This window comes from Cellulosimicrobium sp. E-16 (genome assembly GCF_049913115.1).
GTDB lineage: Bacteria > Actinomycetota > Actinomycetes > Actinomycetales > Cellulomonadaceae > Cellulosimicrobium.
Map to the genome: position 1 here is coordinate 4,057,907 of NZ_CP183974.1, position 18,600 is coordinate 4,076,506.

General features: G+C 74.2%; 12 protein-coding genes. 3 read left to right on the forward strand and 9 right to left on the reverse strand.

From position 1 onward, the window contains the following. Positions 1 to 127 precede the first annotated feature (127 nt). The 4 genes from grpE to ACN9MS_RS17850 form a co-directional block, all read right to left on the reverse strand. Positions 128 to 793 (reverse strand): nucleotide exchange factor GrpE, encoded by a 666-nt coding sequence (grpE, locus tag ACN9MS_RS17835; RefSeq protein ID WP_426309735.1) that lies wholly within the window; start codon positions 791 to 793, stop codon positions 128 to 130. Then, positions 790 to 2,673, reverse strand: a complete 1,884-nt coding sequence (dnaK, locus tag ACN9MS_RS17840; protein WP_378229294.1) for a molecular chaperone DnaK — start codon at positions 2,671 to 2,673, stop codon at positions 790 to 792. Before dnaK ends, grpE begins: the two co-directional genes overlap by 4 nt. A gap of 160 nt (positions 2,674 to 2,833) precedes the next feature. Further along, complete coding sequence (locus ACN9MS_RS17845) at positions 2,834 to 4,231, reverse strand: alanine--tRNA ligase-related protein (RefSeq protein WP_426309736.1); 1,398 nt, start codon at positions 4,229 to 4,231, stop codon at positions 2,834 to 2,836. A 70-nt stretch (positions 4,232 to 4,301) separates the two neighbouring features. Continuing rightward, the gene (locus ACN9MS_RS17850) at positions 4,302 to 5,258 is read right to left on the reverse strand and encodes a cold-shock protein (protein ID WP_426309737.1); all 957 of its coding nucleotides are present in this window, start codon (positions 5,256 to 5,258) and stop codon (positions 4,302 to 4,304) included. A 162-nt stretch (positions 5,259 to 5,420) separates the two neighbouring features. Here ACN9MS_RS17850 and ACN9MS_RS17855 point away from each other — a divergent pair, with 162 nt between their 5' ends. Beyond that, on the forward strand, positions 5,421 to 7,340 hold the full coding sequence (locus ACN9MS_RS17855) for a fibronectin type III domain-containing protein (RefSeq protein WP_426309738.1): 1,920 nt from the start codon (positions 5,421 to 5,423) through the stop codon (positions 7,338 to 7,340). A gap of 135 nt (positions 7,341 to 7,475) precedes the next feature. Here the strand turns inward: ACN9MS_RS17855 and ACN9MS_RS17860 are convergent, their stop codons facing one another. Then, positions 7,476 to 9,710, reverse strand: coding sequence for a hypothetical protein (locus ACN9MS_RS17860; RefSeq protein ID WP_426309739.1), 2,235 nt, complete (start codon positions 9,708 to 9,710; stop codon positions 7,476 to 7,478). A gap of 257 nt (positions 9,711 to 9,967) precedes the next feature. Here ACN9MS_RS17860 and ACN9MS_RS17865 point away from each other — a divergent pair, with 257 nt between their 5' ends. Beyond that, positions 9,968 to 11,146 carry an APC family permease gene (locus tag ACN9MS_RS17865; RefSeq protein WP_426311930.1) on the forward strand — a complete coding sequence of 393 codons (1,179 nt, stop codon included), beginning with the start codon at positions 9,968 to 9,970 and terminating at the stop codon, positions 11,144 to 11,146. Positions 11,147 to 11,237: 91 nt separating this feature from the next. Here the strand turns inward: ACN9MS_RS17865 and ACN9MS_RS17870 are convergent, their stop codons facing one another. Then, positions 11,238 to 12,146 carry an alpha/beta fold hydrolase gene (locus tag ACN9MS_RS17870; RefSeq protein WP_426309741.1) on the reverse strand — a complete coding sequence of 303 codons (909 nt, stop codon included), beginning with the start codon at positions 12,144 to 12,146 and terminating at the stop codon, positions 11,238 to 11,240. 62 nt (positions 12,147 to 12,208) lie between these two features. On the opposite strand from ACN9MS_RS17870, the gene ACN9MS_RS17875 reads away from it, so the two are divergent. Continuing rightward, entirely contained in the window at positions 12,209 to 12,763 is a 555-nt protein-coding gene (locus tag ACN9MS_RS17875; protein WP_426309742.1) for a TetR/AcrR family transcriptional regulator, read from the forward strand. Between the two features lie 94 nt (positions 12,764 to 12,857). Here the strand turns inward: ACN9MS_RS17875 and aspA are convergent, their stop codons facing one another. Genes aspA through ACN9MS_RS17890 form a run of 3 tightly spaced genes read right to left on the reverse strand, consistent with a single transcriptional unit; the run spans position 12,858 to position 18,469 of the window. Further along, positions 12,858 to 14,381: an aspartate ammonia-lyase gene (gene aspA / locus ACN9MS_RS17880; protein ID WP_426309743.1), complete on the reverse strand. Its 1,524-nt coding sequence runs from the start codon at positions 14,379 to 14,381 to the stop codon at positions 12,858 to 12,860. 48 nt (positions 14,382 to 14,429) lie between these two features. Beyond that, entirely contained in the window at positions 14,430 to 16,022 is a 1,593-nt protein-coding gene (locus tag ACN9MS_RS17885; RefSeq protein ID WP_426309744.1) for a family 43 glycosylhydrolase, read from the reverse strand. Continuing rightward, positions 16,019 to 18,469 carry a beta-glucosidase gene (locus tag ACN9MS_RS17890; protein ID WP_426311931.1) on the reverse strand — a complete coding sequence of 817 codons (2,451 nt, stop codon included), beginning with the start codon at positions 18,467 to 18,469 and terminating at the stop codon, positions 16,019 to 16,021. The genes ACN9MS_RS17885 and ACN9MS_RS17890 overlap by 4 nt, the downstream gene beginning before the upstream one ends. Between the last annotated feature and the right edge of the window lie 131 nt (positions 18,470 to 18,600).

The window sequence follows — 18,600 nt, forward strand, 5'->3', positions numbered from 1 at the left end:
GGTCGTGGTCCTGGTCCTTCGTGTCGTGCCTGCTGCGGTCTGCTGCTGGTGATCCTCGCGTGCCCGACGGCGGAGCGCACCTCCGCGCGGGAGGTGCGCCGCGCCGTCGGGCACGGGGAGGGGAACGCTACTCGGGGCCGACGACCGAGACGCGCGCGGCGCGCACGACGCGGTCCCCGATCCGGTAGCCCGGCTCGATGACGAGGTTCACCGTGGTCGCGGTGGCCTCCGGGTCGGCCTGGTGCATGAGCGCCTCGTGGACGGTCGGGTCGAACTCCTCCCCGACCTTGCCGTAGCGCTCGATGCCGAACTTCTCCAGGCTCGCGTCGAGCTTCTCCGCGATCGCGGCGAACGGGCCCGAGAGCTCACCGTGCTGACGCGCGCGGTCGATGTCGTCGAGGACCGGGAGGAGTGCGGTGAGCACGTCCTCGATCCCCTTCGTGCGCGCGGCCTCCTGGTCGCGCAGCGACCGGTTGCGGTAGTTCGTGAAGCTCGCCCGCTCGCGCTGGAGCGCGTCGAGGTGCTCGGCGGCCTCGGCCTTCGCGGCGAGGACCGCGGCGTCGACCCCGGCCTCGTCCGACGGCTCGAAGTCGAGTCCCGCGAGCGGGTCCCTCTCCGCGTCGTCACCGGCCGAGCCACCGGCGGAGGAGCCGGCGTCCGCGCCCTCGCGCGGACCGCCGGCCTCCGGGTCGACCTTGCGCTTGTCGGTGAAGTGGAACGGCTTGTCCTCGGGGCCCTGGCCGGGCTCGCGCCCGGCCTGCTCCTCGGGGCCCCGGTCCTCGGGGGACGTCACTTCTTGTCGTCCTCGTCGTCCACGATCTCGGCGTCGACGACGTCCTCGTCCGGAGCGGACGTCGCGCCCGCGGCAGCGGTGGCGTCGTCCTGCGCGGCGCCGGGGTTGCCGGCGGCCTGCTCCTGCTCGGCCGAGGCGTAGAGCGCCTGGCCGATCTTCTGCGCGGACGCGACGAGCTTCTCGTGCGCGGTCTTCACGGCGTCGGCGTCCTCGCCCTCGAGCGCGGACTTGACCGACGCGATGTCGGCCTCGACCTCGGTGACGACGTCGGCCGGGAGCTTCTCCTTGTTCTCGGAGACGAGCTTCTCGGTCGAGTACACGAACGCCTCGGCCTGGTTGCGGGTCTCCGCCTCCTCGCGACGCTTCTTGTCCTCGGCCGCGTGCTCCTCGGCCTCCTTGACCATGCGGTCGATGTCGTCCTTGGGCAGCGCCGAGCCGCCCGTGATCGTCATCTTCTGCTCCTTGCCGGTGCCGCGGTCCTTGGCGCCGACGTGGACGATGCCGTTCGCGTCGATGTCGAAGGTGACCTCGATCTGCGGCACGCCGCGCGGGGCCGGCGCGATGCCGGTGAGCTCGAACGTGCCGAGCGGCTTGTTGTCGCGCGCGAACTCGCGCTCGCCCTGGAACACCTGGATGAGCACCGACGGCTGGTTGTCCTCGGCCGTCGAGAAGATCTCGCTGCGCTTGGTCGGGATGGCCGTGTTGCGCTCGATGAGCTTGGTCATCACGCCGCCCTTGGTCTCGATGCCGAGGGACAGCGGGGTCACGTCGATGAGCAGGACGTCCTTGCGGTCACCCGAGATGACGCCGGCCTGGAGAGCCGCGCCGACGGCGACGACCTCGTCCGGGTTGACGCCCTTGTTGGGCTCCTTGCCGCCCGTGAGCTCCTTGACGACGTCGGTCACGGCCGGCATGCGGGTGGAGCCACCCACGAGCACGACGTGGTCGATGTCGGAGACGGAGACGCCCGCGTCGGAGATGACCTTGTGGAACGGGGCCTTCGTCCGGTCGAGCAGGTCCTGCGTCATCTGCTGGAACTGGGCGCGCGTGAGCTTCTCGTCCAGGTGGATGGGGCCGTTCTCGCTCATCGAGAGGTACTGCATCGAGATGGTGGTGCTCGTCGCGGACGAGAGCTCCTTCTTCGCCTGCTCGGCGGCCTCACGCAGACGCTGGAGCGCGATCTTGTCCTTGGACAGGTCGACGCCCGAGCTGTTCTTCACCTGCTTGATGAGGTGCTCGACGATGCGCTGGTCCCAGTCGTCGCCACCCAGGCGGTTGTCGCCCGAGGTCGCGCGGACCTGGATCGTGGAGAAGTCGTCCTCGTCCTTGCCGACCTCGAGGAGCGAGACGTCGAACGTGCCGCCACCCAGGTCGAAGACGAGGATGAGCTCGTCCTCCTTGCCCTTCTCCAGGCCGTACGCGAGCGCGGCCGCGGTGGGCTCGTTGACGATGCGCGTCACGTTGAGGCCCGCGATCTGCCCCGCGTCCTTGGTCGCCTGGCGCTCGGCGTCGTTGAAGTACGCCGGGACGGTGACGACCGCGTCGGTGACGGGCTCACCCAGGTACTCCTCGGCGTCGCGCTTGAGCTTGCCCAGGATCCGCGCGGAGATCTCCTGCGCGGTGTACTTCTTGTCGTCGATCTCCACCGACCAGTCGGTGCCCATGTGGCGCTTCACCGAGCTGATGGTGCGGTCGACGTTCGTGACCGCCTGACGCTTGGCGACCTCGCCGACGAGGACCTCGCCGGTCTTGGAGAAGGCGACCACCGACGGCGTCGTGCGCGACCCCTCGGCGTTCGCGATGACGGTGGGCTCTCCGCCCTCGAGGACGGCGACCACCGAGTTGGTGGTGCCGAGGTCGATCCCGACTGCTCGTGCCATGTGTGCTGCCTCCGTTGTGGATGGGGTGCCCGACGGCGCACGCGCGCCCGGGCACACCGGGTTGAGTCTGCTTCACTCAAGGTAGGCACGCGGTGCGCTTGCGCGCAAGCCCGCTCGCCAGAACTTGAGTCCACCAGGCTCAACCTTCACTCAGGGCGAACTATTCCCTGCTCGTGGCGGCCGCCCGTGACCGTGCCCGCTGGCGCTCGCGGTGGAGCGCGTACTCCTCCCGCCAGTCCGTGGCGAGAGCCATGTCGCGGCGACGGACCTCGTCGACCGACAGCTCGACGGGGAATCCCCAGGTGTCCGCGAGCACGAACAGGTCGCCCCCCGTGACCGTCGCGCCCTGGAGCTTCTCGAGCTCCCGGAGACCGCGGTGCACCGTGCGACGGAACCGCGACTCCTCGTCACGGAGGACCGTGCCCAGCTCCTCGCGTTGCGCGACCAGGCCCGGGTAGGTGTCGCCGTACGCCTCGGCCACGACGGAGACGAGCTCGTCGGCGAAGCGGTCGTCCAGGCCGAGGTGGAGAGCGTGCACCACGGCCCGCCGGACGAGTCGCCGCAGGACGTACCCGTGCGCCTTGTTGCCCGGGCGCACCCCGTCGGCAGCGAGGAACGTCGCGGCACGGACGTGGTCCGCGATCACGCGGAACGGGCGCGGGTCGTCCTCGTACGCGCGACCGCTGAGCGCCTCGAGCCGGTCGACCAGCGGGCGGAGGAGGCTCACGTCGAACACGTCGGGGGTCGCCAGGGCGGCCGCGGCGATGCGCTCGAGCCCGCCTCCGAAGTCGATGCTCGGCTCGTCGAGGAGGACGAAGCCCTCGCTCGTGCGGCGGTAGCGCATGAACACCTGGTTGCCGATCTCGACGAACCGTCCGCCCTCGCTCGCGGGATGGGGCGCACCGGTCGACGGGTCGTGGTGCTCGGGGCCGAGGTCGTAGAAGACCTCCGAGTCCGGCCCGCAGGGGTCGCCCACGGGCGTGCCCTCCAGCCCGCCTCCGCGGCTCCACCAGTTCTCCTCGGAGTCGTAGAGGAGGACGCGACCGCCGCGCATCCCGTCACGGTCGCCGTCGGCACGGGACCCCACGTCCACGAGCGATGCCGCGATCCCGTGCTCCGCGAGCACCGTGACCCAGGCGCGTGCGGCCTCGTCGTCACGAGGGATCCCGTGCTCGGGCGACCCGCGGAAGCACGTGACGTACAGGCGCTCGAGGTCGACGCCGACGTGCGCGAGGAACTCGACGAACCAGCGGACCTGCTGCTCCACGTCGGCGGACCCCAGGCTCCAGTTGCCCAGCATCTCGAAGAAGGTCGTGTGCCGCCGGTCCCCGACCTCGTCGATGTCCTGCGCGCGCACGCACGGCTGCGAGTCGACCAGGAGGGGTCCGGCGTCGTGCTCCCGGACACCCAGCAGGTAGGGCATCAGCGGCTGCATCCCGGCACCCGTGAACAGCGTCGTCGGATCCTCGCGCAGCACCAGGGGCGCTCGCTCGATCACGGCGTGCCCTCGGGAGGCGAAGAACTCGAGGTAGGCCGAGCGGATCTCCTGGGCGTTCATCCCATCGACCCTAGGGACCGCGTCCGTCGCCTTCCAGGGCAATACACCGCCGCGGAGGTCCTCCCCGGCCTTACAGCAGCTCGACGTCGTCGGCCTGCGGCCCGCGGTCGCTCTGGCGGATCCCGAACCGGACCCGGTCGCCCTCCTCCAGGAACGTCTCGTCCCGCAGGACGGAGACGTGCACGAACAGGTCCTCGCCCCCGGCGTCGGGCGTGATGAAGCCGAAGCCGCGGTCCGCGTCGTAGCGCGCGACGGTGCCTTCGCCCCCGCGCGCCGGCCTCCCGGATCCGCCCGGGCGACCCGGGCGGTCCGAGCGGCCCTGGCGGTCGGGGCGACCACGGTCCGCCGACGAGCGGCCGCCTCCCGAACCGCGCACGAGCTGCACGTTGCGTGCGTTCGGTCCCTTGTCGCCCGCGACGACGTCGTACGTCACGCGCGCGCCCTCGGCGAGCTCGGTCAGCCCCCGGCCCAGGGCGCTGACGTGCACGAAGACGTCGTCGCCGCCCCCGTCGGGGACGACGAAGCCGAAGCCCTTGACGTCGTCGTACCAGGAGACGGTGCCGTCAGCGCCGTCGGTCGCGGGCTGCGCGGCCTGCGCCCCGAGCGGGAGCAGGTGGTCCGCCTGCGGGCCCTTCTCGCCCTCGACGACGATGAACGCGACCCGCTGCCCCTCGGAGACCACGCCGCCCCCGACGATGGCAGAGCTGTGCAAGAAGATCTGGGTGCTGTCACCGTCCGGCGTGACGAAGCCGTAGCCCTTGGTCGGCTCGTACCAGGCGACGGTGCCGAGCACGCCCAGGACCGCGTCGGCGGCCCGGTCGCCCGTGACGCGGACGCGGCGCGCCTGCGGGCCACGGTCACCCTCGCCCACCTCGAACTCGACGACCTGCCCCTCGCGGAGCTGCTTCGGCCCGTCGTCGCCGACGATCTCGGACGCGTGGACGAACAGGTCCTCCGCCTCGTTCCCGAGGTCGATGAAGCCGAACCCTCGGTCGGCGTCGAACCATCGGACAGTTCCCTGGGGCACGGAGTACTCCTCGTCTTGGCAGGCAGATGCTGGCACCCATTGTCCCCCAGGTCTCGGTGCCCCACCGCGCGCCGCCCTTGACGAACCGCTGCCGGTGCGGGTTCATAAGGAGTGCATCGTTAAGTTCCCTGAGAGTTTGATTCGACCTGCAACGGAGCAGACATGAACAGACTTCGCACCGCCGCCGCGGCACTGGCCGTGGCCCTCGTCTCCAGCCTCGCCCTGACCGCCGCCCCCGCCTCCGCCGAGGAGGTGCTGGCCAACGGGGGCTTCGAGTCGGGCACGCTCAGCCCCTGGACCTGCTCGGGATCGTCCGGCGCCGTCGTCTCCACCCCCGTGCGGACGGGGACCAAGGCGCTGCGAGGGACCCCCGCGGGTCTCGACAACGCGCGTTGCACGCAGTCCGTCCCGACTGTCGCCGGCACGCAGTACACCCTCTCCGCCTGGGTGCGCGGCAGCTACGTCTACCTGGGGGTCGACGGCGGCACCTCGACCTGGACCCCGAGCGCGACGGACTGGACCCGCCTCACGGTGACGTTCACCGCCGCGAGCAGCACGACCCGGGTCTACCTCCACGGCTGGTACGGCACCGGCGCCTACCAGGCGGACGACGTCTCGCTCCAGGGCGCGGGCGGCCCGCCGCCCGTCGTCCCGGGCACGCCGGGCACACCCGTCGCCGGGACGGTGACCTCGACGTCGGCGGCCCTCTCGTGGGGCGCGTCGTCCGGCACGGTGACGGGCTACCGCGTCTACGAGGGCAGCACGGTCGTGGCGACGTCCACGGGCACGTCGACCACCGTCTCCGGGCTCGCCGCGTGCACCCCGCACACCTACTCCGTGGCGGCGTACAACACCGCGGGCGAGTCACCTCGCTCCGGGAGCGTCTCGCTCACGACGGCCGGGTGCGGGACGGGCGTCCCCGGCGCGCCGACCGCCCTGCGCGTCGCGACGACCGCCGACACCTCGCTCGGCCTCGCCTGGACGGCCTCGACCGGGACCGTCACGGGATACCGCGTCTACGAGGGCACGACCCTGCGGACGACCGTCACCGGGACGAGCGCGACGCTGACCGGGCTCGCGGCCTGCTCGAGCCACACCTACTCGGTGCGCGCCTACAACGCGACGGGCGAGTCGCCGGCCGCCACCGTGACGGGCTCGACGAGCGGCTGCCAGACCGGGGCCCTGCCGAAGCACCTGCTCACGGGGTACTGGCAGAACTTCGTCAACGGGGCCACGCCGCTGCGGCTGTCGGCCGTCCCGACGTCGTACGACCTCGTCGCGGTCGCGTTCGCGGACGCCGTCCCGAGCACCCCCGGCGCCGTCACGTTCGGCGTCGACCCCGGCCTGTCCGCCGCCCTGGGCGGCTACACGAACGACCAGCTCCGGGCCGACGTCGCGACGCTGCACTCGCGAGGCCAGCACGTGATCCTGTCCGTGGGCGGCGAGAAGGGCACGGTGTCGGTGGGCAGCCCCGCCGCGGCGTCGGCCTTCGCGACCAGCGTGATCGGGCTCATCGACACGTACGGGTTCGACGGCGTCGACATCGACCTCGAGAACGGGGTCAACCCGACGTACATGGCGCAGGCGCTGCGCCAGGTCCGGGCGGCCGTCGGGCCGGACCTCATCATCACGATGGCGCCGCAGACCATCGACATGCAGTCGACGGGCAGCTCCTACTTCCGGCTCGCGCTGGACATCAAGGACATCCTCACGATCGTCCACACGCAGTACTACAACTCCGGCACGATGCTCGGCTGCGACCAGATGCAGGCGTACGGGCAGGGCACGGTGAACTTCCTCACCGCGCTGTCGTGCATCCAGCTCCAGAGCGAGCTGCGGCCGGACCAGGTCGCGCTCGGCCTGCCGGCGACCACCCAGGCGGCGGGCGGCGGGTACGTGAACCCGTCGGTCGTGAACGACGCGCTGAGCTGCCTCGCCGCGGGCACCCGCTGCGGGAGCTTCGTGCCGCCCGCGCGCTGGCCCGACATCCGCGGGGCGATGACCTGGTCCATCAACTGGGACGCGAGCAACGGGTACGCGTTCGCGAGCTCGGTGGGCGCCCACCTCGCGAGCATGCCGTAGCCTCACCGCCCTCGGGCGAGACGGGAGAAGTGGCCCCTCGGAGCGTGTCCCGGGGGGCCACTTCTCACGTCTCGCCGCCCCGGGGTCGCGCGGCCCCGCTCGTGGTGGCCTGCCTGTCGCGGCCCCGCCGAGGGACTACGCCTTCACCGGCTCCGGCTCCTCGTCGACGGACGGCTCCTCGCCGGGGCTCGGCTCGTCCTCCGTGTCCGGCTCCTCGCCCGGCGTCGGCTCGTCGCTCGACGTCGGCTCGTCGCTCGACGTCGGCTCGTCGCCCGCGGGCGGCTCGTCGCCCGCGGGCGGCTCGTCGCCAGCGTGCGGCTCGCCCACAGTGGGCGTCGCGTCGGCGGCGGGCGTCGCGTCGGCGGCGGGCGTCGCGCCCTCCAGCCGGTCGCCGCCGGCGGCGGGCTCGCCCTCGGGCCGCGCGCGACGTCGTGCGCGGCGTCGGACGAGCAGGAGGACCACGCCGGCGAGCGCCACGACGACGAGGAGGACGCTGCCGACCCCGAGCCAGGGCGCGGCGGCCGCCCGGGCCGACGCGTCGCCGGCCGCGGCCGCGGCGTCGTCCAGCCGACCGTCGTCGAGCGCGGCGCGGGCGTCCGCCGCGGAGCCGTCGACGTCCAGGAGCAGCTGCCCGAGGTTCGCGAGCGGGCCACCGGCCGAGGCGGCGGCGACCGCGTCGCCGACGGACCCGACGACCTCGACCGCGCGCGGCAGCGCGGTCGCGAGCGCCGCGTACTCCTCGGCGCTCCGAGCGCCCTCGTACTGCTCGCGCACGGCGGCCGGGTCGGGCAGCCCCGCGGCGCGGGCGGCCTCCTGCACCTGCCCGGCGGCCGCGGCGGCGTCGGGACCGATCGCGGTGCGGGCCGTCTCGGCGTCCTCGAACGCCCAGTCCGTCATCGCGGCGCGCAGGCCGGCGGGCGGCGACCACGCGCCGTCCGCCGCGTCGAGCGCGACGTACGCCTCGCGGGCCGGGGCCCGCGCGTCGAGCAGGGCGGTCTCGTCCGCGTCGGCGACCCACGTCCGGTACGTCGCCTCGGCTCCGGCCACGCCGCCTCGCACCTCGACGAGGTCGAGGAGACGACGGCCGTCCGTCAGGCCCGGGTGGTCGAGGGTGCCGGGCACGTCGTAGGCGCTCTCGCCCGCGTACGCCGCCGCGACCAACGGTCCGAGGGCGTCGTCGTCCAGGCCACCGACGAGCTCCGACATCGCGGTCCACGCCGCGGCGTAGGCGTACTCCTCGGCGGCGCCGGCGCCGCCGTCGAGGTCGACCTCCTGCCAGGCTGCGAGGGGAACGGCGTCAGCCGCGTCGCGCACGGGCGCGGGCCACTGCTCCGCCGGGCCCCCGGTCTCGGCGGCCACGCGCTGCCCGACCACCTCGGCCAGCCCCTCGTACACCCACCGGTCCGCGAACCGGTCCCCGGCGAGCCACGCGTGCGAGAGCTCGTGGAACAGGAGCCCGGCGTCGAGGTCCTCGGGGATGACGATCTCCCAGGAGGCCGAGTCGAACCACGCGTACCCCAGCACCCCGGGCGACACGTCCTCGCGGATCCGCTCCAGGCTGCCCGGCCACGGCATCCCCACCGCGCGCTCCAGCACGGGCAGGCCGGCCACCACCTGCTCCTCGACGAAGCCGCTCCACTCGGCGTCGCCCGGGAAGCTCTCCAGCACGAGCTCGTTCCCGCCGACGTCGACGCTCGTCTCGTCGGCCTGCGCGGGGTCGCGCAGCGACACGAACGCCCAGGTCCCGTAGTCGTCCGTGCTCTCGGTCGCGCGGTGGGTGCGGGTCTCCCCGTCGAGGATCGGCTCGAAGCCGTCCCACGTGCTGTCGAAGTCCATCGACGTCGGGGTGGCGATCTCGACGGTGACCTGCCCCGGGTCGCCCGCCGCGTTCACGGCGAACGTCGCGTAGCCGGGACCGACGCGCGTGTACCCCTCGGAGCGGATCGGCTCGCCCGGGATCGTGTAGGACCACTCGACGGTCCGCTCGCGCCCGTAGTTGAGCGGGGAGAACGACACCCCGGCGATGCGGGTCGACGGGTCCTCGGTCGGCTCGAGCGTGACCGGGAGCGATGCCCCGCCGCTCGTCGCGGTGACGTCGGTCGCGCCCGCCGGCACCGGGATCCCGTACGCGTCCCAGTAGTAGACGTACTGGGCGCTGGCCGGCTGCTCGTTGCGGATCGTCGTCGTGACCGTCACGCGGACGGGCCCCGAGCCGTCGACCTCGTACCGCGTCCGCGAGGTCTCCGACAGCCCGTCGCTCGTGTCCGCGAACGCGGCCGTCGGTGCGCCGAGGAGGACGGCGCACACCAGCGCGGCCCCCGACCCGGCACGCAGCGTCCGTCCCGCGCGACGCACCCGTCCTGCGACCACCCCTGCACCGCCGTCCTCGCCGTAGCGGACAGCCCGTCTCCCCGTGCGACGGGGCCGGTCGACGACGACCGGGAACGGGACACCGGCGGGAACTGTACCCGCTCGCGGACGGCGCGCGGACCACTCCCCGGGACGGGCGTCGACACCTTCCGGACACCTCGCCCTGGCACGCTGTCCGGGTGACCACCGCCCCGGGCCAGCCCTCGCTCGTGCGACGCCTCGGCACGACGGACGCCGTCGTCGTCGGGCTCGCGTCGATGATCGGCGCGGGCGTGTTCTCCGCGTTCGCCCCGGCGGCCGCCGCTGCGGGCACGGGGCTGCTCGTCGGGCTGTGCCTGGCGGCGGTCGTCGCGTACGCGAACGCGACGTCGTCGGCCCAGCTCGCGGCGCAGCACCCCACGTCGGGCGGCACGTACGTGTACGGGCGCGAGCACCTCGGCCCCTGGTGGGGGTACGTCGCCGGGTGGGGGTTCGTCGCCGGCAAGACGGCGAGCTGCGCGGCCATGGCGCTCGTGCTCGCGGCCTACGCCGCCCCGCCCGGGTGGGAGCGCCCCGTCGCCGCCGCGGCGGTCGTGCTGCTCACGGCCGTGGGCTACCGGGGCCTGACGCGCACGGCGCGGCTCGCGCGCGCGATCGTCGCGGTGGCGCTCCTCGCGATCGCGACGGCCGTCGCCGCGAGCCTGGCGGGCACGGCGCCCGCGTGGTCCGGGGTGCTCGACCCCGACGGCGCGCACGGCGGCTGGTACGGCGTCCTCCAGTCCGCGGGGCTGCTGTTCTTCGCGTTCGCGGGGTACGCGCGCGTCGCGACGCTGGGCGAGGAGGTGCGCGACCCGCGCCGCACGATCCCGCGCGCCGTCCTGGTGTCGCTGGGGGCCGTCGTCGTGCTCTACGCGGTCGTCGCGGTGGTCCTGCTCGCGGTGCTGGGGTCGGACGGGCTCGCGGCGTCCGCGGCGCCGCTCGCCGACGCGGTCGCGGCCGGCTCGTGGGCGTGGGCCGGCCCGGTCGTGACCGTCGGTGCGGTCGCCGCGAGCGCCGGCGCCCTCCTCGCCCTGCTCGCGGGTGTGAGCAGGACCGGACTCGCGATGGCACGCACGGGCGACCTGCCCGGGTGGTTCGCGGCCGTGCACCCCGTGCACCGGGTTCCGCACCGGGCCGAGCTCGCGGTCGGGGCGGTCGTCGTGGCGCTCGTGCTCACGACGGACCTGCGGGGGGCGATCGGGTTCTCGTCGTTCGGCGTGCTCGTGTACTACCTCGTGGCGAACCTGTCCGCGCTGCGTCAGACCGCCCCGCACCGCCTGTACCCGCGCGCGCTCCAGGCGCTGGGCGCGCTCGGCTGCGTCGTGCTCGTCGCCACGCTCCCGCTCGCGAGCGTCGCGGCGGGGACGGCGGTGCTGGCGGCAGGCGTCGCCCTCCGGGCGGTACGCGTGCGGTCCTGACCGCGAGATCGGCCCGCCCGTCACCAGATCGACCTCCCGAGGGTCGACCTCGGACGGACGGGTCGACCTGGCGGCGCGGAGGATCGGTCCGTCACGCGGCCCGGTCGAACCAGTCGAGCGCGAGCTCCGCGACCGGCCCCGGGGCGTCGTCGGTGATGAAGTGCGCGGCGCCCTCCACCCAGGCGAACTCGATGCGGTCCGCGTAGCGCTCCGGACGGCGGCAGATGCGGCCCATGAGCTCCTCGGTGGTGGGGTGGTCGAGCCGGCCGTAGACGACCAGGGTCGGCACCGTGAGCCGACGACGGCGGTAGGCACCCCGCATGATGCGCAGCGCCTCGGGCAGGATCATCCGGCGGGTGAGCGGACGAACGGCGGCGTCGATCTCGGGCCGGCGCAACGGGGCCAGGTGCGCGTCGACCGTCGCCGCGGACATCGGCCGGGCGGCGTACCGCGCCGAGAACGTCCCGCGCAGCGAGGTTCCCGGCCGGTGCCAGATGAACGGCGGCAGGTGCTGGAAGGCCGGCAGCAGCCGCGGGCTGAAGGTGAAGAAGCCCGGCGGGACGGAGAGCTGCACGGCGGTGCGGACGCGCTCGGGGTGGTCGTAGCAGAGCTGCATCGCCGTGATGACGCCCATGTCGTGCGAGACGAGGTCGGCGCGCTCGACGTCGAGGACGCCGAGCAGGGCGACCAGGTCGTGGAGCCGGGTATCGCGCTGGATCCGCGGGTCGTCCGCGGCGGTCCACCCGGCGCCACGCAGGTCCGGGCACAGGACGCGGTGGCCGGCGGCGGCGAGGACGGGTGCGACGTCGTGCCACTGCCACCAGTGCTCGGGGAAGCCGTGCAGCAGCACGACCGGGTCGCCGGTCCCGATGGTCGCGACGTGGGTGCGCAGGCCGGGCGTCTCGACCACGAGGTGGTCGAAGCCCGGTGCGTCCGGGAGCGGGGGCGACCAGCCCCGGGCGTCGACGGGGCGGATGGTGCGGGGCGGGAGCGTAGCCATGGCGACTCCTTCGTGCGGCCGGACTACTATGTTCATAGTAGACCTGCCGAGAGAGGGCGTCCATGGCCGCAGCCACCCGAGAACGTGCGCTGGACGCGGCCGTGGAGGTGCTCGGAGCGGACGGCGTGCGCGCGCTGAGCCACGCACGGGTCGACCAGCGGGCAGGCCTCCCCCCGGGGTCGACGTCGAACTGGTTCCGCACGCGCCGCGCCCTCCTCGCGGGCGTCGTCGACTGGATCGCCGAGCGCGAGCGCGCCGACTTCGACCCGGGATCGATGCCGGAGATCACCGGCGTCGACGCGCTGGTCGACGGCCTGTGCGCCATGACGGACGTGCAGGCGGGGCCGTTCGCGACGCGCACCCGGGCGCGCTACGCGCTCTTCCTCGAGCTCGCGGGCGACGCGGAGCTCGGCGAGCCCCTGCGGCAGCAGCGCCGCGCGTTCGAGCGGTGGACCGAGCGGATCGTGACCGCCGTCGGCATCGCCGACCCGGTGCCCGCGACCCGGGCGCTCATGGGGCTCTGCGACGGGCTGCTCCTGCACCGACTGACGGTCGATCCCGGTCTCGACCTGCGCCCCGCGATCGAGCGTGCGGTCCGCGCCCTCGCGGGGGCGTGACCCGGCGTCGTTGCGCCCCGCCGCGAGATCGACCCGAGCGGCCGAGATCGACCCTCGGGAGGTCGATCTGGCGACGGACGGGTCGACCTCGGCGTCAGTTTTCGGGTTCCGGGGGTGCGCCCGTGGCGTCGTCGGACTCGACGACGCGCGACGACTCGCCCTCCTCGCCCGCGGCCGGCAGGCCGCGCTCGTCCGGGGCGTAGTAGCGGCCGGTGTAGCGCGGGCGCAGGAAGTTCTCGGTCGTCAGCACCGCGTCCACCTCCTCGGGCGTGAGCAGGCCGCGGGCGACGACGACGTCGCGGACCGACGCCCCGGTGCGCGCGGCCTCCGCGCCCACGAGGTCGCCGTTGCGGTGCCCGATGATCTCGTTGAGGTACGTGACGATGCCGATCGAGTCGAGCACGTGGCGGCGGCACACCTCGACGTTCGCGGTGATGCCCGAGACGCACTTGGTGCGGAGCGCGACGCACGCGTTGGTGAGCAGGCGCAGCGACTCGAACATGGCCTGCGCGAGCCCCGGCTCCATGACGTTGAGCTGGAGCTGGCCGGCCTCGGCCGCGTGGGTGATGGTCACGTCGTTGCCCATGACCTTGAAGCACACCTGGTTGACGACCTCGGGGATCACCGGGTTCACCTTGGCGGGCATGATCGACGACCCGGCCTGGAGCTCGGGCAGGTTGATCTCCCCGAGCCCCGCGCGGGGCCCGGACGAGAGCAGGCGCAGGTCGTTGCAGATCTTCGAGAGCTTCGCCGCGAGCCGCTTGAGGGCGGAGTGCACGGCGAGGTAGGCGCCGTTGTCGTACGTCGCCTCGACGAGGTTCTCGGCCGGGACGGTCGGGAGGCCGCTCACCTCCGCGAGGCGTCGCGCCGCGACCTTCGGGTACCCGGGCGGCGTGTTGAGGCCGGTGCCGATCGCCGTCGCGCCGAGGTTGACCTCGAGCAGCAGCTCGCCCGCGACCTCGAGGCGCCGGATCTCCTCGCCGACGTTCACCGCGAACCCCGCGAACTCCTGGCCGAGGCTCATGGGGACCGCGTCCTGGAGCTGCGTGCGGCCCATCTTCAGGACGTCGGCGAACTCCGACGCCTTCTCGTCGAACGCGCGCTCGAGCCGCCGGACCTCGCCCTGGAGCGCGTCGACGAGCTCGTGCACCGCGAGCCGGAAGCCCGTGGGGTACGCGTCGTTGGTCGACTGCGAGCGGTTGACGTGGTCGTTGGGATTGATGACGTCGTAGCGGCCCTTCTCGAACCCGGCGAGCTCGAGCGCGAGGTTGGCCACGACCTCGTTCGTGTTCATGTTGACGCTCGTGCCCGCACCGCCCTGGAACACGTCCACGGGGAACTGGTCCAGGCACCTGCCGTGGTCGAGGATCTGGTCGCACGCGGCGACGATCGCGTCGGCGACGTCGCGCTGGATCGTCCGCAGCTCGCGGTTCGCGAGCGCGGACGCCTTCTTGACCATGACCATGCCCCGGACCATCTCGGGGACGTCGCTCACCGTCGTCCCCGAGATCCGGAAGTTCTCCGTCGCCCGCACCGTGTGGACGCCGTAGTACGCGTCCACCGGGACCTCCTTCGGCCCCAGCAGGTCCACCTCGGTGCGCGTCCGTTCGCTCGACATGCCCCGACCGTAGCCCCGCCGGACCGTCCCGCACGCGGGACGGCCGCGTCAGCCCACGGGCTCGTAGGCGAACCGCTCCACGCGCACGACGGACGTCGTCGGCCGGCCCTCGCTCGTCGCGTGCACCCCGAGCCAGAGCCCGAGGAAGCCGCCCGCCGCGGCACTGTCGAGCGTGCGCCCGTCCACCGTCGCGACGCGCTCGAGCGAGCCACCGGACTCGTCCCCCGCCGGACCGGCGACGAGCCCGTAGTCCTGCCCGCGCACGCGCAGCCCGACGACGACCGGCTCGCCGGGCGCGGCGACCACCGTGGTCTCGCCCACGGTCTCGTCCGTGCCGCCGCGACGGTGCACGGCGACGACGCGGCGCGAGTCCCCCGGCCCGCCCTCGACGAGCAGCCGCACGTGGTCCCGCTCGGACTGGCGCACGACGACGCCCGCCCGCTCCCCCGCGACCTCCGGCACGCGCAGCGTGACGGTCACGTCCACGTCGCGGTGCTGCTGGCGCACCCCGAGGAACGCGGGCACGGCTTGCTCGGCGAGCGTCGCCGGACGCACGGGCAGGTCCCAGCCCTCGCCCGCCGGGGTCGCGACGTCCCGCGGCACGGCCCGCACCGCGCACCAGCGCGGGTCGTCCGGGCCGACGACGCCGCTCGCCCCGCCCTGGACCGCCGGCCGGGGCGCCGCGCCCGCGAACGGGACCTCCACGACGTCGGGCACGCGGCCCTCGCCGGGCGCGAGGACGGGCCAGCCGTCCTCCCACACGACGGGGACGAGGAACGTCTCGCGCCCGAGCGGGTAGTGGTAGCCGCCGTAGACGCGCATGGCGAGCAGCACGGCCCACCACGAGCCGTCGGGCGCCTCGACGAGGTCGGCGTGACCCACGCCGACGACGTCCGAGCCCCGCCCGAGGTGCCGGTGCGTGAGGACGGGGTTGGCCCTGTTCCCCTCGTACGGCCCCGTGACCGACGACGCGCGCGCGACGGACACCGCGTGGTGGAAGTCCGTGCCACCCTCGGCCGCGAGCAGGTAGTACGTGCCGTCGACCTTGTACAGGTGCGGGCCCTCGGCCCACACCGCGCCCCGCACGGCGCCCGTCCACACGACGTGCTCCGGGCCGACCAGCGTGAGCGTCGCGAGGTCGAGCTCGCGCACCCACACCTCGGTCTGGTGGAACCACTCCGGCTCGGCCGCGAGCCGGGTGCCGTGCAGCCACGCGCGGCCGTCGTCGTCGAAGAAGATCGAGGGGTCGATCCCCGCGACCCGCTCACCGTCCTCGTCGCGCAGCCACACCGGGTCGGACCACGGCCCGGCCGGGTCGGTCGCGGTCATGACGAAGTTGCCGCCGCGGGAGTCGTCGTCCGGGTCGACGAGCGTGCACACGACCCAGAACGTCCCGTCGTGGTGGCGCAGCGTCGGCGCGTACAGGCCGCCCGACGAGCGGATGCCGTCGTAGTCGAGCTGACCCGACCGGTCGACGACGTCCCCGACGTGCTCCCACGTCGCGAGGTCGCGGCTGCGCAGCACGGGCAGGCCGGGCAGGTACTCGAACGTCGACGTGACGAGGTAGAAGTCGTCGCCGACGCGGCAGACCGACGGGTCGGGGAAGCAGCCGGGCAGGATCGGGTTCGGGACGAGGGTCACGCGCGCTCCCCCGCCTCGACCCGCTCGGAGACCTCGACCGCGACGAGCCGCTCGTCCGCGGCCGTGACCTCGTGCACCGGCCCGGTGACGGCGAGCGTCGCGCGCGCGGTCGCCGCACCGGGCACGACCCGGCGCTCGGCGGGCGCCGACTCGTTGACGATCGCGCCGCCGGTCGTCGACCCGAGGTCGTCGGTGCCGGGCGCGGCGTCGACCGCGCCGGCGTGCGCGCCGACCCACACCTCGACGTCGCCCGGCTCGACCACGCGCACGAGGCGACGGTCGGAGAACGCGAGGCGCGTCGTCGGGACGCGGAAGGCCACGCGGCGCGACTCGCCCGCCGCGAGGTCGACGCGCGCGTACCCGAGGAGCTGCGCGACGGGGCGCGGCACGGAGCCCACGACGTCGCGCGCGTAGAGCTGCACGACGTCCGTCCCCGCCACCGCGCCCGTGTTGGTCACGGTGACCGCCGCGCGGAACGTCCCGCCCGCCGCGACGGCCGCGTCGACCTCGAGGTCCGCGTACGCGAACTGCGTGTACGACAGCCCGAACCCGAACGGCCGCACGGGCGTCGGGTCCGCGGACGTCACGTCCGACGGCCCGCCGAGCACGGGGTGCAGGTAGGAGAAGGGCTCCGCCCCGCCCGCGCGCGGGAGCGACACGGGCAGGCGGCCAGAGGGGTTGACGGCACCGACGAGCACGTCGGCCACCGCGCGCCCGCCCTCCTCGCCGGGGAAGAAGCCCTGCACGACGGCGGCCGGGCGGCCGAGGGTCGCGCCGGCCGCGCCCGCGTCGTCCCCGAACGCCCAGCCGATCGCGTACGGACGGCCCGTGAGCAGCACGAGCACGACGGGCGTCCCCGTGGCGACGATCTCCTCGACGAGCCGGCGCTGCACGCCCGGGAGCTCGAGCGACTCGACGTCGTTGCCCTCGCCGACCGTGCCGCGCCCGAACAGTCCCGCCTCGTCGCCGACGACGACCACGGCGACGTCCGCGGCGCGCGCGACGTCTACCGCCCCGGGGATCCCCGAGACGTCGTCGCCGTCGACCGCGCAGCCGACGGCGTGCGTCACCTCGGCGCCGGTCGGGGCGAGCGCGTCGCGCAGCGACTCGAGGACCGTGGGCAGCGCGATGCCGGCCGGCGTGCCGGGGTGGTGCGCGAGCACGTGGTTGACGAACGAGTAGCAGCCCATGAGCGCCTCGGACGAGTCCGCGTTGGGCCCGACGACGGCGACGCGCAACGGGGCGGACGGCGCGCCGTCAGCGCTGTCGCGGCGCCCGCGCACGAGCGGCAGCACGCCGTCGTTCGCGAGGAGCACGAGCGACTCCTGCGCGAGGCGGCGCGCGGTCGCGCGCTGCCTCGGCGTGTCGAGGTCGACCGCCGTCGGCGGCTCGTCGGCGTAGGCGGCCGGGTCGAGCAGGCCGAGCTCCTCCTTCTGGTTGAGGAGGCGCAGGACGGCGCGGTCGACCCACGCCTCGTCGAGCGCGCCGGAACGCACACGCTCCGCGAGCGGCGCGAGGTAGGCGTCCCCCGTGGGCAGCTCCACGTCGAGGCCGGCCTCGAGCGCCTGCGCCGCGGCCTCCCCGCGATCGGCCGCGACGCGGTGCATGACCTCGAGGAACGCGACGCCGAAGTAGTCGGCGACCACGACGCCGTCGAACCCCCAGCGCTCGCGCAGGATCTCGGTGAGGTGCTCCGTGCTGCCGTGCAGCGGCACGCCGTCGACGTCGACGTACGACGCCATGACCGACCGGGCGCCGCCGTCGCGCACGGCCATCTCGAACGGCGGGAGGTAGACGTCCGCGAGCTCGCGCGGCCCCGCGCTCACGGGTGCGTGGTTGCGGCCGGCGCGCGATCCCGAGTACCCGACGAAGTGCTTGAGGGTCGCGTGCACGCCCGCGTCCTGGAGGCCGCGCACGTACGCCGTGCCGACCGTCCCCACGAGGTACGGGTCCTCGCCCACGCACTCGTCGACGCGGCCCCAGCGGGGGTCGCGCACGACGTCGAGCACGGGCGCGAGGCCCTGGTGCACCCCGAGCGCGCGCATCGACTCCCCGACCTCGTGCGCCATCTCCTCGACCAGAGCCGGGTCGAACGACGCCCCCCACGCGAGCGGCGTCGGGTAGGTCGCGGCCTGCCACGCGGCGAGGCCCGTGAGGCACTCCTCGTGCACGATCGCGGGGATCCCCAGCCGGGTCTCCGCCTTCAGCCGGCGCTGCTCCGCCCACAGCCACGCGGCACGCTCCGCGGGCTCGACGGGCCGCGTGCCGTAGACGCGCGTGTAGTGGCCCATTCCGTGCCGCGTGATCTCGGCGAGCCGGCCGCCGTCCTGCTGGCCCGCCGTCATCTCCGACTGCATCGGGGCGACGGTGCCGTTCTGGTCGAGCCAGTAGCCCACGAGCTGCGCGAGCTTCTCGTCGAGCGTCATGCGGGCGTGCAGCGCGCGCACGCGCTCCGAGACCGTGGGCGGCTGCGGGGGTGCCGGGCGCGGGCTGCGGGGTGCCTGGACGGCCGGCTCCGGGGAGCCGGTGGGGGCCGTCGGGACGGCAGGGACGACGTCGGTCACGGGACCGTTCTCCT

What these genes read in the sequence shown, in the direction of transcription:
- aspA (WP_426309743.1), bottom strand. Translation starts at nt 14,381, where the DNA reads ATGTCGAGCGAACGGACGCGCACCGAGGTGGACCTGCTGGGGCCGAAG.
- ACN9MS_RS17855 (WP_426309738.1), top strand. Translation starts at nt 5,421, where the DNA reads ATGAACAGACTTCGCACCGCCGCCGCGGCACTGGCCGTGGCCCTCGTC.
- ACN9MS_RS17875 (WP_426309742.1), top strand. Translation starts at nt 12,209, where the DNA reads ATGGCCGCAGCCACCCGAGAACGTGCGCTGGACGCGGCCGTGGAGGTG.
- ACN9MS_RS17865 (WP_426311930.1), top strand. Translation starts at nt 9,968, where the DNA reads ATGATCGGCGCGGGCGTGTTCTCCGCGTTCGCCCCGGCGGCCGCCGCT.
- dnaK (WP_378229294.1), bottom strand. Translation starts at nt 2,673, where the DNA reads ATGGCACGAGCAGTCGGGATCGACCTCGGCACCACCAACTCGGTGGTC.
- ACN9MS_RS17870 (WP_426309741.1), bottom strand. Translation starts at nt 12,146, where the DNA reads ATGGCTACGCTCCCGCCCCGCACCATCCGCCCCGTCGACGCCCGGGGC.
- ACN9MS_RS17845 (WP_426309736.1), bottom strand. Translation starts at nt 4,231, where the DNA reads ATGAACGCCCAGGAGATCCGCTCGGCCTACCTCGAGTTCTTCGCCTCC.